Raw genomic sequence first — 14275 nt, 5'->3', positions numbered from 1 at the left:
ATGTCTCGACTCTATATACTCCTGCCTGTCCATAATAGAAGGGATATAACAGAAAAATTTATACGATGTCTGCTTGATCAAACTTATGAGAATTATCATTTGGTTCTTATTGATGATGGCTCGACTGATGGTACCTCCGAAATGGTTCTTGAAAACCTACCGAATACTACTGTTATAAAGGGTAGCGGAGATCTATGGTGGGCAGGAGCATTGCAAGAAGGTTATAAATGGCTTTTGGTTAATGCTAAGAATGATGATTATTGCCTCATTATTAATGACGACACTATTTTCGATAATAAGTTTTTGAAAATTGGCGTAAACCTATTGCAGACTTCTACTGCAAGCTTGTTTTTAGCTAAATGTTATAGTCAGAAAACAAAAGTAATTATTGATTCAGGCGTGCATGTTGATTTTCGAAAACTTAGTTTTCTTCAAGCAAAAGAATATGAAGAAATAAACTGTTTATCAACGAGAGGCTTGTTTCTGGTGATTCGTGATTTTAAGACGGTTGGCGGCTTTTTTCCTAGCCTACTTCCTCATTATCTTTCTGATTACGAGTTTACAATACGGGCGCATCGTAAAGGATTTATCTTAAAAACTGATGATAGGCTGAAGCTTTATTTAAATGAAGAAACTACTGGATTTCATACTATTGACAGTAATAATTTAAATGAGTATATAAGAAAATATTTTTCGAAGCGTAATCCGTCAAATCCAATTCATTGGCTAATCTTTATTTGGTTAGTATGTCCTTGGTCTTTGAAAATACAACATACTTCACGTATTCTCTATCAATCCTCAAAAGATTTATTATCTAGATTGGCATGAATTTAGCTCCCATAGTGCTCTTTGTATACAATCGACCAGAGCATACAAGAAAGACTGTAGAATCGTTAAAATCGAATGAATTAGCTGAATATAGTGATTTGATAATTTACAGTGATGGCCCTATCGATGAGCATGTATTCCTAAGTGTAAATGCTGTACGCGACTATCTTAAGACAGTCGTTGGATTTAATTCTGTTGTAATTATCGAAAGAGAATTCAATATTGGCTTAGCTGCTAACATCATAGACGGCGTAACGACAGTTGTTAACAAATACGGAAAAGTTATCGTCCTTGAGGATGATATTATTACAAGTCCTGTGTTTCTTACTTTTATGAATAGAGCTTTGGCTTTTTATGAAAATGAGTCTAGGGTATGGCATATCAGTGGTTGGAATTATCCGATTAATCCCGACGGCCTTGGAGATACGTTTTTGTTGAGGATTATGAATTGCTGGGGTTGGGCATCTTGGGCGGATAGATGGGTTAAATATGAAAAGAGCCCTCAAAAACTTATAATTGAATTTTCTAGCCAGCAACGGAGTCAATTTGATTTAGACGATTCAGGAGTTTTTTGGTCACAAATTGTGGATAATGCTAAGGGAAAAATAGATACTTGGGCTATTTTTTGGTATGCGACGATATTTAGGCATAACGGTCTTTGTCTTAATCCAGCACATACATTTATACGGAATATTGGACATGATGGTAGTGGTATCCATTGCACGGATTCTAAAAGTAGTCAGTGCATGAACCTTTCAGAATTGGGGCAGGCAAGTTTTCCCACAGATATCATAGAGAATGAGACAGCAGTATTACGCATTAAAAATCTGATTAAAAAAAAGAGTTATTTAGCCAAACTCAAGATATGGATACGAAACATATGTATATGACACTTTGGGGCAGTAAAATTAATTTAGATGATCTGTCAGAAAGTGAGCGGTCTTATATCGAAAGTTTACCAATAGACAAGCCGGCAGTTGATTGGGTTTGGGAAGAAATGGATCGAATTTGGTATGACTTCGGCCTAAATAATAAAGTTAGCCTTAGTTCGCAGAAGAACATTGCTGAATTTTATAGGCACCCGGTTTGGATTATGAATGGTGTTTTCACCGAAGTAGACCCAGTTAGTTCGTTACACAGAGAGGCTATTTCGACTTATCTCATTAATCATAATTGTCGCGCTTTAGCGGATTATGGCGGTGGTTCCGGTGTTTTGGCCAAAGTGCTGACAAATAAAGATCAAGATGTAACTGTAGACATTGTAGAGCCTTTTGCATCCGATTTCTTTAAATCCAAAGCACGTGATTTTAACAGGGTAGAATTTAAAGATGGATATACGGGTTCGCTATATGATGCAGTAATAGCCCAAGATGTATTAGAGCATGTGGAAAATCCAATAGAAATAGCGTATGAAATGGCGTTACATACCAAGCATGGTGGGGTGCTGGTGTTTGCTAACTGCTTTTATCCTGTCATTCAATGTCATTTACCAATTACTTTTTATCTGCGTTATACCTTTCCAGTCCTAATGAAAGTCATGGGGCTTGAATATTTAGGTACCATTCCGAATGCCCAACATGCCTTAATTTTCCGCAATACAAACAAAGTGAAATTAGAGTATGCCAATAAACTTGAAAAATATTTAAAGTTAGTAGGTTTTTTTCTTAATATTGTAGTTCCAGTAATATCTAGAATCCGGTACTCCTTTAATTTATGAAAGTATTAACAGTCAATGCTTTCGATGTTCAAGGCGGGGCTGCTCGGGCTGCTTACCGTCTACACCGATCACTACTTACGTCTGGCATTGACAGTCTTATGCTGGTGCAAAGAAAAACTAGTGATGACTATACGGTACTTGAACCTCAAAGCAGATCTTTGCAGATAATTGGAAAAATTCGCCCAGTCGCGGATAGTCTGCCAGTATTGCGATACAAGAATAGAAATCAATCGCTTTTTAGTCCTGCTTGGTTGCCATTTAGTGATGTAGTTGGCCGCATCAATGAACTGAATCCCGATATCGTGCATCTGCACTGGATCAATGGTGGCATGTTGAGTATTGAAGATATCGCCAGAATCAATGTGCCGATTGTCTGGAGCCTTCATGATATGTGGTCATTCACAGGTGGCTGTCATTACGATCAAGAATGCGCGGGTTATCAAGAACAGTGTGGTAATTGCCCGTCTTTGAATTCCGGTAAAATTAAAGATTTAAGCCGCTCAGTTTGGCAAAGAAAATATCGTTTTTTTTCTAAAATTTCAAACTTAAATATTATCGCTTTGAGTCAGTGGTTGGCAGATTGTGCGAAGTTAAGCAGTTTGTTTAACAGCACCTCGATATTTAACTTACCCAATCCAATTGATACGGCGCAGTTTTCGCCTTTTGATAAACAACAGGCCAGAGTATTATTCAACCTGCCAAAGGACAAAAAACTTATTTTGTTTGGCGTAATGGGGGCTACAAGCGACCCACGTAAAGGTTTTAAAGAGCTTTCAGATGCTTTACAGAAATTCGATTCAACGAGCACTGAGCTCGTGGTTTTTGGTAGTGGGGAGCCGAAAATTCAGCAAGGGTTTAAGCAAAAAGTGCATTATTTAGGCTGTTTACATGATGATGTCAGTTTGCGGGTGTTATATTCTGCTGCTGACGTCGTAGTTGTGCCAAGTTTACAAGAAAATCTCTCAAACACGATTATGGAATCTTTGGCTTGTGGTACACCTGTAGTGGGGTTTAATGTTGGCGGCAATTCAGACTTAATTGAACACCAAAAAACCGGCTATCTCGCTCGGTTATTCGATACGGTTGATTTTGCTAAAGGCATTGAATGGGTGCTAACTACCCCGACATACCCAAATATTTGCGAGAATTCACGTAAAAAAGTGTTACTTGAGTTTGATAGCCGAGTGGTTGTAAAGAGATATATGGAATTATATCAACATATATTGAATAAAGCTTAACTAGGCTAGATGGTATTTTATTTAATAATGATATGCAGAAAAATTTTTGATTAACCATATGGTATCTAAAAAGGTGTCAGATTCAGGTGAACCGCTTGTTTCTATCATCACCTCCACGTTTAATGCAGTAACGCATTTGCCTGCAGCTATCGAATCGATTCAATCTCAAAACTATCAGAATTTCGAGTGGATTATAATTGATGCATGTTCCAATGACGGAACCGTTGATCTAATAAAACAGCATGAGGATGTTATCGATTACTGGATAAGCGAACCCGACAAAGGCATTTACGAGGCTTGGAATAAAGGTTTGGCCGTTGCGCAGGGCGAATGGGTTTGTTTTTTAGGGGCCGATGACTCGCTTATGCCTAATGCCATTTCGGATATGCTGGCCTATCAAAAGCAGTCCGCCGAGCAGTTCGATTTTATTTGCGGGCGAGTAGAAATGTATGACGGTAACAAATTATTAAGAACCATTGGTAGGCCATGGGACTGGATCATATTTAAACAGTATATGTGCGTTGCTCATACAGGTGCGCTACACAGGCGTTCATATTTCGAGCGCTACGGCGAATTTGACACAACTTTCAGAATTTCTGGGGATTATGAGCTGTTATTACGGAGTGGTGAAACATTAAAGGCGGGATTTATAAGTAAGGTGATTGCTCGTATGCAGATTGGTGGGCAAAGTAATGGAAATGCGGTGGTTTTTGAGGAGGTTTTGCGGGTTAGGTTGTTGCACGGTTTAACAACGCCTTTTTGGGGTAAGCTCCATGCTAAATGGTCCGAAGTTAAATGGCATCTGCGCCGCTATTTAATCGGTGTCTGATAGTGTTCCAAGATTTAGAAAAATGATGTCTTTGCAAAAATTGGTTAGGACCTACGGTTATTGGGGCATTCTTAGGCTACTGTCGGATTATCTACTTACCAAGGTGCTGTTCCCGGGAGCACGTTTGGTGCGTCGTCCCGTCTATGTGCGGGGAAAAGCCAATATTCGTTGGGGTAAGCGGTTAACCACTGGCATCGGCGTACGACTGGATGTGTTTTGCAGCGATTCCGAACAACGGCTTTTTTTCGGCGATGATGTCCAATTAAACGACTATGTTCATATCGGTGCCGTACAGCGCGTCGAAATTGGTAGCGATGTGCTGATTGCCAGCAAGGTGTTTATTAGCGACCATAATCATGGTGGTTATAACGAGTTAATTGGTGATAGCGAGCCATTTGTTCCCCCTTTACATAGGCCGTTAGTCGCTAAGCCAGTGTTCATTGGAGACCGGGTGTGGATTGGCGAACAAGCATGTATTCTGCCGGGGGTCAAAATAGGTGAGGGAGCCATTGTGGGAGCTGGTTCGGTAGTAACCCGGGATGTGCCGGCCAATAGTATTGTAGCTGGGAACCCGGCTAGAATCCTGCGGGTTTTTAATGCGGAGAGTGGAGCTTGGCAAAGGATTTGAAGAAACGTTTGGTTGTCTCCGCAGTAAACTTCACCGAGGGCGGTCCTTTGACTGCTCTGCGGGATTGTTTATCCGCGGCAAATTCGTCTTTATTAGACGATTGGGAGATTATAGCGCTGGTTCATGATCGTCGATTATTCGATATTCCTAGGATACGATTTATCGAGTTTCCGCGCACGAAGTTTTCTTGGCTAAGCCGTTTATATCACGAATTTTGGCGGTTTCATGCTTTATCACTTGAATTGAAACCGAATGTTTGGTTATCGCTTCACGATATTTCTCCTAGAGTAAAGGCTGCCAGACAAGTGGTCTATTGTCATAATCCTGCTCCTTTTTATCAAGCCCGGCTCGTTGATTTCTGGTGGGAGCCAAGGTTCATATTATTTACACTTTTTTACCGTTATTTATATCGTTTTAATATTCATGCTAACGATTTGGTTGTGGTGCAACAAGATTGGATTCGGCAAGAGTTTAAGCGAATGTTCAATGTTAGAAATGTGTTGGTCGCTCATCCCATTCTGGCTAACCAAACGTTAAGAAAGCCAAGTAATTTCGTTAAAATATCTGGCGTTTTTCTTTATCCTGCGTTGCCGAGAGTATTTAAAAATTTCGAAGTGCTCTGCGATGCAGCCCGGCTTCTGAGGCAACGCGTGGGGGATGTGTTTGAAGTTCGATTGACTTTACTGGGCGATGAATCCAAGTATGCCGCCTACATTAAATCACATTATGGCGATCTTCCCGTTATTAAGTTTATCGGGCGACAAACGGCTGAACAAATGATGCGGCATTATCAAGAGGCTGATGCGGTGGTATTTCCCTCACGGTTAGAAACCTGGGGGTTGCCTATTTCCGAAGCCCAAGAGTTTGGCAAACCGATTATTGTTGCCGATTTGCCATACGCGCACGAGTCGGTTGGATGCTATGAGCAGGCTGTGTTTTTCAATCCGCTGGATTCCAAACAACTGGCAACCATTATGCTGGCTTATTTACAAGGCGAGCTGAAGTTTGAGCCACATTTTCATTTGCCCATTTCATCTCCTTTTGCGCCGAACTGGGAAAAGCTTATCGGCATGGTGGTGGGTGAGGCCGGAAGGGAAAATATTTTATGATTTCGATATCGGTAGTTAGTCATGGGCAGGGGACGCTCGTGCTGCAGCTTTTGTCCGATCTAACCAGCGTCAGCCATGAAGCCAGTTTTGAAGTTATTTTAACCAAGAATATCCCGGAGCAATTTCCATTTGCTGTTGACGAATACCCGTTTTCAATTAGCGTGATAGAAAACAGCGCGCCCAAAGGGTTTGGTGCCAATCATAATCAAGCATTTATGAGGGCATTAGGCACATACTTTTGTGTGGTGAATCCCGATATCAGGATGGCCGAGAATCCTTTTCCAAAGTTGCTATCTGTTTTAGAAAACAAAAATGTCGGTATTGTTGCTCCGCAGGTGGTGGATCCAGGCGGCTCATTAGAGGACAGTGTGAGGCGGTTTCCTACGTTACTCAGTTTAGTGGCTAAATTGTTTAGGATTAATGATGGCCGGTATTCTGTACCACAAGATGGGAAGCCGTACTCTGCTGATTGGGTCGGCGGCATGTTTATGCTGTTTCGCTCCGATAACTATAGACTCTTGAAAGGATTTGACGAATCATATTTTCTATATTACGAGGATGTTGATATTTGTACCCGGATGTGGAAAACAGGGCGGAGAGTCGTTGCTAATCCTGAGGTTTTAGTCATTCATGATGCTCGTCGTACTAGCAGACATAGCCTACGCTATATTATGTGGCACATCGAAAGCATGCTTCGTTATTTAATTAAACACTGCTGGTGTTTACCGCGTACTTCACGCTGATTGTAATAGGTCGTGAAGATGAAATGGATGAAAGGCAGTTTTAGCAGAAATGCATTATGGAGCTTACTAGGAGGTGGGGTTCCTGCATTGGCAGGGTTACTGGCTATTCCACTCTTAGTGCATTTACTGAACGTGGAACAGTTTGCTTTGGTTTCATTACTGCTCTCTTTTAATCTGTTTTTCTTTGTTTACGATGTTGGTCTGACTCGTACAATGCATTTTTTGGCGCCCAAAAAAGTTTACCTGAGTCTGGAGGGTGCGGGACGCTTGGTAACAAGCTGCTTATTCGTAGGTTTGTTAATTGGGCTAGTCTTGACACTTTTTTTCAGCTGGATCAGTCCGCTGATAGTGTTAAATTGGCTCAATGTTGATGTAAGTATGCGGCAAGAGGCCATACTTGCATTTCAGTTAACAGCTATTAGCATTACACCCGCATTATTAATAAATGTTCTCAAGGGTAATTTGGAGGGGAGACAACTTTTTCGTTCTGCAAATATTTGTAAAATTATATCCGGTGTCAGTTTGTTTATATTTCCAGTTTTTGCAGCATTTTATTCAGATAAATTGTTTGTAATAGCCTTGGCGATTGTTATCTCAAGAATATTAAGTTTCTTGGTGTATGTTAAGTTTACTTTCTCTAAATTCAGCCTAAAGCATATTAGAATGCACTGGGAAGATGGTAGAAAAATTATAAGATATACGTTTTGGGCGGGTATTTCAGGATTTTTTGCTACATTATTTATATATGGAGATCGTTTTATTGTCGCCGGCTATATCGATACAACTTCACTAGCTATTTATATTACAAGTCAGGATGTGTTAATTCGATATTTGCTGATTCCTTGGTCGATTGCAATCGTGCTGGCACCTTTTTTTGCCTCGGAAAACTTGGATGTAAATGCTTTTTCAAGAGCTTATTCGACCGCGATAAAACAAATATCTATTCTTACGCTAGCTTTTGTATGCGCAACAATTATCTTGTTATTTATTGCTGTTCCGCTATGGTTAAATGCGGATTTAGTCAATATAACTAGGCAGCTCAGTGGTATATTAATGATCGGGGTGGTTTTTGCTGCTTTTTCACAATTACCGCTTATTTATTTGTATGCTAAAGGTCAAGCAAAATTATTAAGTACTATTTTCATAGGGGAGGGTTTGCTTTATTTATTGATTGCCCCTTTTATATTTGATGAGTTTGGTGTGATTGGGGCTGCTTGTGTTTGGTCAGTTAGACTGTTTTTAGAGCTGATTTTGCTTAGTTATTTTTCGCATAGGTTGCTGCGGTTATGATAAGTTTTAAGACGGCCAAGGCTAGGAATTTTTTAAAATACCTGTCTTTCTTGGGGTTGGGAATCATAGCCGCTGTGTTATGCCAAACAGCCTCAAAAGATTGGTGGACATACAGTAGTCACCTATATGGCTATTATAGCGTTCATTCAAGTTGGCAAGAAATGTGGCAATCTTTCTCTTTTTTAAAGGAGCCTCTATATTTCTTTTCTGCGAAATTTTTTGGCGAATTGCTAAGTTTTTCGGCCTTCATTGCGATTACAACTATAGCGCTTTTGATGATCAAGTTAAATTTTTTAACTAAAATAGTTGATGATGTATGGGTAACTTGTTTTTTCTATGGCAGTTTGTATCTTTTTCTATTTGAGGGTACCGTATTACGGACTGCTTTTGCGACGGCGCTTATTTTTCCGGCATTTTATTACTTACAAAAAGGAAATATAATTAGCAGTCTGATTTTAGTGGTATTAGCAACACAAATACACTTGACAACCATAGTATTTTTTTTGATGTATCCACTATATTTTTATCGGCGTTTTAATTGGCTGGTATTTGCTGTTTTTGCTATTTCTCCATTTTTGGTTCTTATAAATTTTTCTATTTACGATATGTTGTTTCAATTAGTAAACATGTTTACCGATAAATATCAGGTCTATGCAATAGAAAAAGATCTCACACAGCAAAACTCTACTGGTTTGTTTTTTTTCTTTGTCGTTTTTTTTTATGTAATTATATTAATTTTATTGTATTTCTTGCGAACATCATTGTTAACAGATCCGCTTAAATTGACACTGCTTTCATTTTCCATGTTAGGCGTGGCTGCAATGTGCTTATTACATGATCATGTGGCGGTTGCTGCTCGATTTGGCGAGCTTTTTTTGATTTGCCTTGTGCCTTTGCTGAGCTGGTTATTCCTGTATTTTAAAGAAAACAATATGAAATATTATCAATATATTCTCACAGCAACTTTTTGCAGTTACGGTTTAGCAAGGTTCGTTTACCTTTTTCCGAGTCTGGTTTTTTAAGTGAGTGTGATGCAAATTCGCTATTGCCTTATGATATGTTTGCTCTGTATAAGCCTGAATTGGGATATGCTTATTGTGGGTTTTGGCTGAGGTATGAAGGATTTGGTAGTAGTAAGTGGTGCCGGTGGTTTTATCGGTGCTAATTTATGTGCATCTTTGCAGCAAGCCGGTTACCAAGTTAGACAGTTGAATCATAGGCAGTTGAATGAAGACAAGCGGTCATATGTTATGGATTTAGCCAATGACCCTTGCCCATCTGATTTACTTCAGGATGTCCATGCAGTATTTCATTTAGCCGGTAAAGCCCATGCCTTGGCCGAAAACCAACAAGACGAAGCCGAATACTACGACATCAACACCGAAGGCACTCGTAAGTTATTAGAAGCCGCCAAGCATGCTGATGTGCAGAGATTCGTTTATTTCAGCAGTGTCAAAGCAGTTGGTGACTGCGACGATCAACCCATGGATGAATCGGTGCAGACGCCTGCCGATACGCCTTATGGCCGGTCCAAATTTGCCGCTGAACAATTGGTGCTACATGGTGGCTATGTTCCGCATCCGGTGGTGATTCGGCCCAGCATGGTGTATGGCAATACCGAAAAAGGTAATTTACCGCGCATGATTCAAGCAATTCGTCGTGGCGTATTTCCACCGTTACCGGAAACCAATAATCGGCGATCGATGGTGCATGTGGAGGACGTGGTGCAAGCGGCGTTACTTGCCGCTGAAATGCCGCAGGCTGCGGGGCAGATTTATATCGTTACTGATGATAACGCTTATTCCACCCGGCAAATTTATGATTGGATTAGAGCCGCGTTGGGGAAATCACCGCAAAATTGGCAAATACCGATGAATTTGTTGACTGTTCTGGCCAAAACAGGCGACACCATCGGCCACTTGATTGGGCGCCGTTTTCCGTTTGATAGCGATGCATTGGATAAATTGACCGGTTCGGCATGGTATTCCTCTGCTAAAATCCAGCGCGAATTAGGTTTTCGGCCTCGGCATTCGCTGCAAACTTCCTTAGCAGACATGGTCCATTTTTTGAATTTTTAATAGTGTTGTTTCATTTTGTTCTGGTTTTGCTCGCGTCATTTATATTGACGGGTGTTATCCGTCACTATGCTTTGACTCGCAACGTGTTGGATATTCCTAATCAACGTAGTTCTCATAGTGCCCCGACTCCCAGAGGCGGAGGTTTAGCTATTGTGTTGGCTTTTGGTATGGCGTTGCTTTTGCTCACGTTCTTGAAGTTGGTCGATGGCCAGGTGTTGGTATTAATGGGCGTCACTTTGTTAGTAGCCGGAATTGGCTTCTGTGACGACCATGCGCATGTGCCCGCGCGTTGGCGTTTGTTGGTCCATTTGGTTACTGCTGCCCTAGCCTTAATCTTGCTGGGTGGTTTTCCGTTATTGTTGTTGCCTTGGCCGCTGGATGGAATGTTACAGCGTTGGCTGATTGATTTGAGCTGGCTGGGGTATATGTTTGGAACGCTATTATTGGTTTGGTTTTTAAATTTATTTAATTTTATGGACGGTACGGATGGGATTGCCGCATCGGAATCATTGTTTCTGTCCATGGCGTTAGCCGGCTATGCTAATTATTTGGATCAATCGCTATTTTATATCTGCTTAAGCCTGTCGGCGGCATCCGTGGGGTTTTTATTTTGGAATTGGCCCAAAGCCAAGATTTTCATGGGTGATGCCGGCAGCGGTTTTTTAGGCTTATGGTCAGGGTTGTTGATATTGATGGCGGCTCAACAGGCGGCTGTATTGCTATATTGCGGATTAATTTTATTCGGTATTTTCATGGTTGATGCGTCCTATACCTTATGCGTACGTTTTATGAGCGGTCAGAAATGGTATGACGCCCATTGCTCCCATACTTATCAACGCGCGGCTAAACGATACGGGCATTTACGGGTCTTGTTAGCCTGCTGGCTAATCAATATTGGTTGGTTATTGCCGTTGTCATTGTGGATATTCGTTCATCCCAGTCAGGCGTTATTGGGGATAGCGGTAGCCTATTTACCGCTGATTTATTTAGCGTACCGATTCAGAGCCGGCCAAGCTGATTGGGTTGATTCATGACGATCAAGTTTCGTTCCCGAACTTCAATATTCCTGCATGATTTGTTAATGGTGCCGTTGGCTTGGCTCGGCGCCTATTGGTTGCGATTCAATCTGGATGAGATTCCCGACGAGTATTTCTATTCGGCGTTATTGTTTTTGCCGGTAGTCGTTGGTATTCAGGTATCCGCATTTTGGACCTTCGGTTTGTATCGTGGCGTTTGGCGATTTTCTTCAATGCCCGATTTGGTGCGTATCGCAAAGTCTGTCTCCGCTGGTATATTTTTTATTACCGGGCTGCTGTTTCTTTATAATCGGTTAGAAGGCTTACCTCGCTCTGTAATACCGCTGTATATGCTGATTTTATTGGCGTTATTGTGTATTCCGCGGTTTGTATACCGGTTTTGGAAAGAGCGGGATATTGTTGAGCGGGTTGGATTGCGGGCATTGATTGTTGGCGCGGGTTCGGCTGGAGACATGCTGATTCGCGACTTATTGTCCAATCCCAACAGCGGCTATATACCAATCCTGTTTGCGGATGATCATCCCAGTAAAATAAACCGGGAAATTCGTGGAGTCCGCGTAGCGGGCAGGATCGAGCAAATTCCCGCTTTAACTAAGCAATGGGAAATCGATGTGGTACTGATTGCCATCCCGTCAGCCACCGATACTCAGATGCGCCGCATCGTGGAAATTTGCGAAGGCTGTAAGGTGCGGTTTCAGACCTTGCCATCTGTCAAAGAATTGCTGAGTGGCGCAGTAACCAAAGCCAGCCTAAGAAACGTCTCCATAACGGATATTTTGGGCCGCGATCCCGTGTGGCTGGATTGGCAAGGTATTCAAGCCGGTTTACAGCATAAAATTATACTGGTAACCGGCGGCGGCGGATCAATCGGTTCTGAACTGTGTAAGCAACTGGCCAAAATCCAGCCGCGTAAATTGATCGTTTTTGACCAGTGCGAATTTAATTTGTACAAAATCGATGCCGAATTGTCGCGGCATTATCCGCAGTTGCAACATTTGGCAGTACTGGGCGATGTCACTGATGCATTAGCCGTGCAGCAAGTCATTGATGGACAAAAACCACAAATAATTTTTCATGCCGCCGCCTACAAGCACGTGCCGTTATTGGAAAGCCAAGCCCGAGAGGCGGTGCATAATAATTTGATAGGTACTAAAATTGTCGCCGAGGCTGCGATTGCGGCCAATGTCGGGCGGTTTGTGTTGATTTCGACCGATAAAGCGGTCAATCCCTCCAATGTAATGGGTGCGACCAAACGGGCTGCGGAGATTTTGTGTCAAAATTTGGATAAAACCAGCAATACCCGTTTTACGACCGTGCGGTTCGGGAATGTGTTGGACTCGGCGGGCAGTGTGGTACCGTTGTTTCGAGAGCAGATTCGTGCGGGGGGGCCGGTTACCGTTACGCATCCCGATATTACCCGCTATTTCATGACCATTCCAGAAGCATGCCAACTGATCATGCTGGCTGAAACCGTGGGTAAAGGTGGCGAAGTATTCGTGCTGGATATGGGGGAGCCGGTCAAGATTGTGTATCTTGCCGAGCAAATGATTCGACTGAGCGGCAAAGTCCCCGGCCAGGATATTCATATTGAATTTGTCGGCTTGCGGCCAGGTGAAAAGTTGTATGAAGAACTATTTCATAACGAAGAACAGTTGATGGAGACCGGTTATAACAAATTACGTCTGGCAAAGGCTAGAGTTTACGAAGGTGATGTTTGGTCGCGCAATATTCAGGCGTTGACACTGGCATGTCAAAAAACAGACCAACAAGGTATTTTGCTGCTATTAAAACAATTGGTGCCTGAATTTAAAGCAGAAATTTAATGCGTAAGTTTATTACATATTTTATCGATGCGGTGGTTCAGTCCAAACCAAGCCGATAGCGATTGGTTTTTTTAGTATGGCCGCCAGGCTAAATCTGAATTATAGGCGGCTTAATCAAATACATCTCCCCAATCGGGTTCTGGTTTGGCATCCGGCTTTTCAGTGGGCTTAGGCTGCGGTTCCGCTGTTATGTGCGTTATTTCTGCGTCGGATGAAATTGGCTGGGTTGTATTAGACGTTTGTGATGAATCTGTGTTTTGAAGAGCTAGGCTATCTAAATAGTAATCCAATAACTCACAAACTTGATCGTAAACAATAGCGCTTGGTTTTTGGTTTAACAGTTGATCAATATACTGTTGTAAAAATAGTTTTTCCGCGCCAATTAGCTGTTCACTGACGCCTTGGGCATCGTTTTCCGTCATTTCGAATTGGAGCGTTAATTTTTGTGACAGTTTGGTTTTACGGCTATTCTGTGTTTCTTCAATCTCATTCAGCAATTGTTCCAGTTGCCGATGCTGCTTGCGTTTTTTGAACCAGCTTAAAGTTAAAAAGCTGATTATTGCCACTAAAACAAATGATGTTAGCAACGCACCCATGAGTAATTGCATGCGCATATCAATCATTGGTGTCGGGATTCAAAATGTTGTATTCGGTGTCTTGAAAAATCTGTAGCATCTTTTTCCGGCTATTCTCTAATTCCAGTGCAGTCTGATTGCCGCTGAAAACGCGGGTATATTCGGCCGTGATTTCGTCTATGGTCTGCATCGCGGTATCGAGTTGCTGCACCAATTGCTGATTAATGCGTTCAAGTCCTTGTTTAGGGTTGCTGGATACTTGGGGGAGTGTGGTGCTTGTATGTAGGTTTGTCAGCAGATCGCAATAGGGCAGGGATAAGTTGCTAATACGTTTGTCGATTTGATTTAACAAGGCCATTTCGCGTTGCAGGAATAGTTTA

At 41.8% G+C, this 14275-nt stretch carries 15 protein-coding genes; 13 read left to right on the top strand and 2 right to left on the bottom strand.

All coding sequences use genetic code 11. From position 1 onward, the window contains the following. The 13 genes from M0R33_RS15725 (at position 1) to M0R33_RS15665 (ending at position 13320) form a co-directional block, all read left to right on the top strand. A complete protein-coding gene (locus M0R33_RS15725; RefSeq protein WP_292571243.1) occupies positions 1–828 on the top strand; it encodes a glycosyltransferase in 828 nt (275 codons plus the stop codon). After that, positions 825–1718 (top strand): hypothetical protein, encoded by an 894-nt coding sequence (locus M0R33_RS15720; RefSeq protein ID WP_292571241.1) that lies wholly within the window; start codon positions 825–827, stop codon positions 1716–1718. The genes M0R33_RS15725 and M0R33_RS15720 overlap by 4 nt, the downstream gene beginning before the upstream one ends. Next, positions 1694–2545 (top strand): methyltransferase domain-containing protein, encoded by an 852-nt coding sequence (locus tag M0R33_RS15715; RefSeq protein WP_292571239.1) that lies wholly within the window; start codon positions 1694–1696, stop codon positions 2543–2545. Before M0R33_RS15720 ends, M0R33_RS15715 begins: the two co-directional genes overlap by 25 nt. Then, entirely contained in the window at positions 2542–3783 is a 1242-nt protein-coding gene (locus M0R33_RS15710) for a glycosyltransferase family 4 protein (protein WP_292571235.1), read from the top strand. Before M0R33_RS15715 ends, M0R33_RS15710 begins: the two co-directional genes overlap by 4 nt. A 46-nt stretch (positions 3784–3829) precedes the next feature. Beyond that, the gene (locus M0R33_RS15705; RefSeq protein WP_292571232.1) at positions 3830–4612 is read left to right on the top strand and encodes a glycosyltransferase family 2 protein; all 783 of its coding nucleotides are present in this window, start codon (positions 3830–3832) and stop codon (positions 4610–4612) included. Between the two features lie 25 nt (positions 4613–4637). Beyond that, positions 4638–5240 (top strand): DapH/DapD/GlmU-related protein, encoded by a 603-nt coding sequence (locus M0R33_RS24455; RefSeq protein ID WP_366044034.1) that lies wholly within the window; start codon positions 4638–4640, stop codon positions 5238–5240. Further along, on the top strand, positions 5225–6349 hold the full coding sequence (locus tag M0R33_RS15695) for a glycosyltransferase (RefSeq protein ID WP_292571230.1): 1125 nt from the start codon (positions 5225–5227) through the stop codon (positions 6347–6349). The genes M0R33_RS24455 and M0R33_RS15695 overlap by 16 nt, the downstream gene beginning before the upstream one ends. Continuing rightward, positions 6346–7092, top strand: a complete 747-nt coding sequence (locus M0R33_RS15690) for a glycosyltransferase family 2 protein (RefSeq protein WP_292571227.1) — start codon at positions 6346–6348, stop codon at positions 7090–7092. The genes M0R33_RS15695 and M0R33_RS15690 overlap by 4 nt, the downstream gene beginning before the upstream one ends. 18 nt (positions 7093–7110) lie before the next feature. After that, entirely contained in the window at positions 7111–8382 is a 1272-nt protein-coding gene (locus M0R33_RS15685; protein ID WP_292571224.1) for an oligosaccharide flippase family protein, read from the top strand. Next, positions 8379–9404: an EpsG family protein gene (locus M0R33_RS15680; RefSeq protein WP_292571221.1), complete on the top strand. Its 1026-nt coding sequence runs from the start codon at positions 8379–8381 to the stop codon at positions 9402–9404. Before M0R33_RS15685 ends, M0R33_RS15680 begins: the two co-directional genes overlap by 4 nt. 93 nt (positions 9405–9497) lie before the next feature. Beyond that, the gene (locus M0R33_RS15675) at positions 9498–10460 is read left to right on the top strand and encodes an NAD-dependent epimerase/dehydratase family protein (RefSeq protein ID WP_292571218.1); all 963 of its coding nucleotides are present in this window, start codon (positions 9498–9500) and stop codon (positions 10458–10460) included. A 167-nt stretch (positions 10461–10627) separates the two neighbouring features. Then, the gene (locus M0R33_RS15670; RefSeq protein WP_366044030.1) at positions 10628–11494 is read left to right on the top strand and encodes a glycosyl transferase; all 867 of its coding nucleotides are present in this window, start codon (positions 10628–10630) and stop codon (positions 11492–11494) included. Further along, entirely contained in the window at positions 11491–13320 is a 1830-nt protein-coding gene (locus M0R33_RS15665; protein ID WP_292571212.1) for a nucleoside-diphosphate sugar epimerase/dehydratase, read from the top strand. The genes M0R33_RS15670 and M0R33_RS15665 overlap by 4 nt, the downstream gene beginning before the upstream one ends. A 110-nt stretch (positions 13321–13430) precedes the next feature. Here M0R33_RS15665 and M0R33_RS15660 read toward each other — a convergent pair whose 3' ends face one another. Then, the gene (locus M0R33_RS15660) at positions 13431–13928 is read right to left on the bottom strand and encodes a hypothetical protein (RefSeq protein WP_292571210.1); all 498 of its coding nucleotides are present in this window, start codon (positions 13926–13928) and stop codon (positions 13431–13433) included. 7 nt (positions 13929–13935) lie between these two features. Beyond that, on the bottom strand, positions 13936–14275 hold a 340-nt coding region (locus M0R33_RS15655; RefSeq protein ID WP_292571207.1), incomplete at its 5' end, for a hypothetical protein.

Source organism: Methylomonas sp. (assembly GCF_023228165.1).
Taxonomy (GTDB): domain Bacteria; phylum Pseudomonadota; class Gammaproteobacteria; order Methylococcales; family Methylomonadaceae; genus Methylomonas.
Note: the sequence above shows the minus strand (reverse complement) of the source record. Positions and strands in the feature narration are given on the sequence as shown.

Coding starts and splice junctions, on each gene's coding strand:
- M0R33_RS15725 (WP_292571243.1), top strand. CDS start 1: ATGTCTCGACTCTATATACTCCTGCCTGTCCATAATAGAAGGGATATA.
- M0R33_RS15720 (WP_292571241.1), top strand. CDS start 825: ATGAATTTAGCTCCCATAGTGCTCTTTGTATACAATCGACCAGAGCAT.
- M0R33_RS15715 (WP_292571239.1), top strand. CDS start 1,694: ATGGATACGAAACATATGTATATGACACTTTGGGGCAGTAAAATTAAT.
- M0R33_RS15710 (WP_292571235.1), top strand. CDS start 2,542: ATGAAAGTATTAACAGTCAATGCTTTCGATGTTCAAGGCGGGGCTGCT.
- M0R33_RS24455 (WP_366044034.1), top strand. CDS start 4,638: ATGTCTTTGCAAAAATTGGTTAGGACCTACGGTTATTGGGGCATTCTT.
- M0R33_RS15690 (WP_292571227.1), top strand. CDS start 6,346: ATGATTTCGATATCGGTAGTTAGTCATGGGCAGGGGACGCTCGTGCTG.
- M0R33_RS15685 (WP_292571224.1), top strand. CDS start 7,111: ATGAAATGGATGAAAGGCAGTTTTAGCAGAAATGCATTATGGAGCTTA.
- M0R33_RS15680 (WP_292571221.1), top strand. CDS start 8,379: ATGATAAGTTTTAAGACGGCCAAGGCTAGGAATTTTTTAAAATACCTG.
- M0R33_RS15675 (WP_292571218.1), top strand. CDS start 9,498: ATGAAGGATTTGGTAGTAGTAAGTGGTGCCGGTGGTTTTATCGGTGCT.
- M0R33_RS15670 (WP_366044030.1), top strand. CDS start 10,628: ATGGCGTTGCTTTTGCTCACGTTCTTGAAGTTGGTCGATGGCCAGGTG.
- M0R33_RS15665 (WP_292571212.1), top strand. CDS start 11,491: ATGACGATCAAGTTTCGTTCCCGAACTTCAATATTCCTGCATGATTTG.
- M0R33_RS15660 (WP_292571210.1), bottom strand. CDS start 13,928: ATGCAATTACTCATGGGTGCGTTGCTAACATCATTTGTTTTAGTGGCA.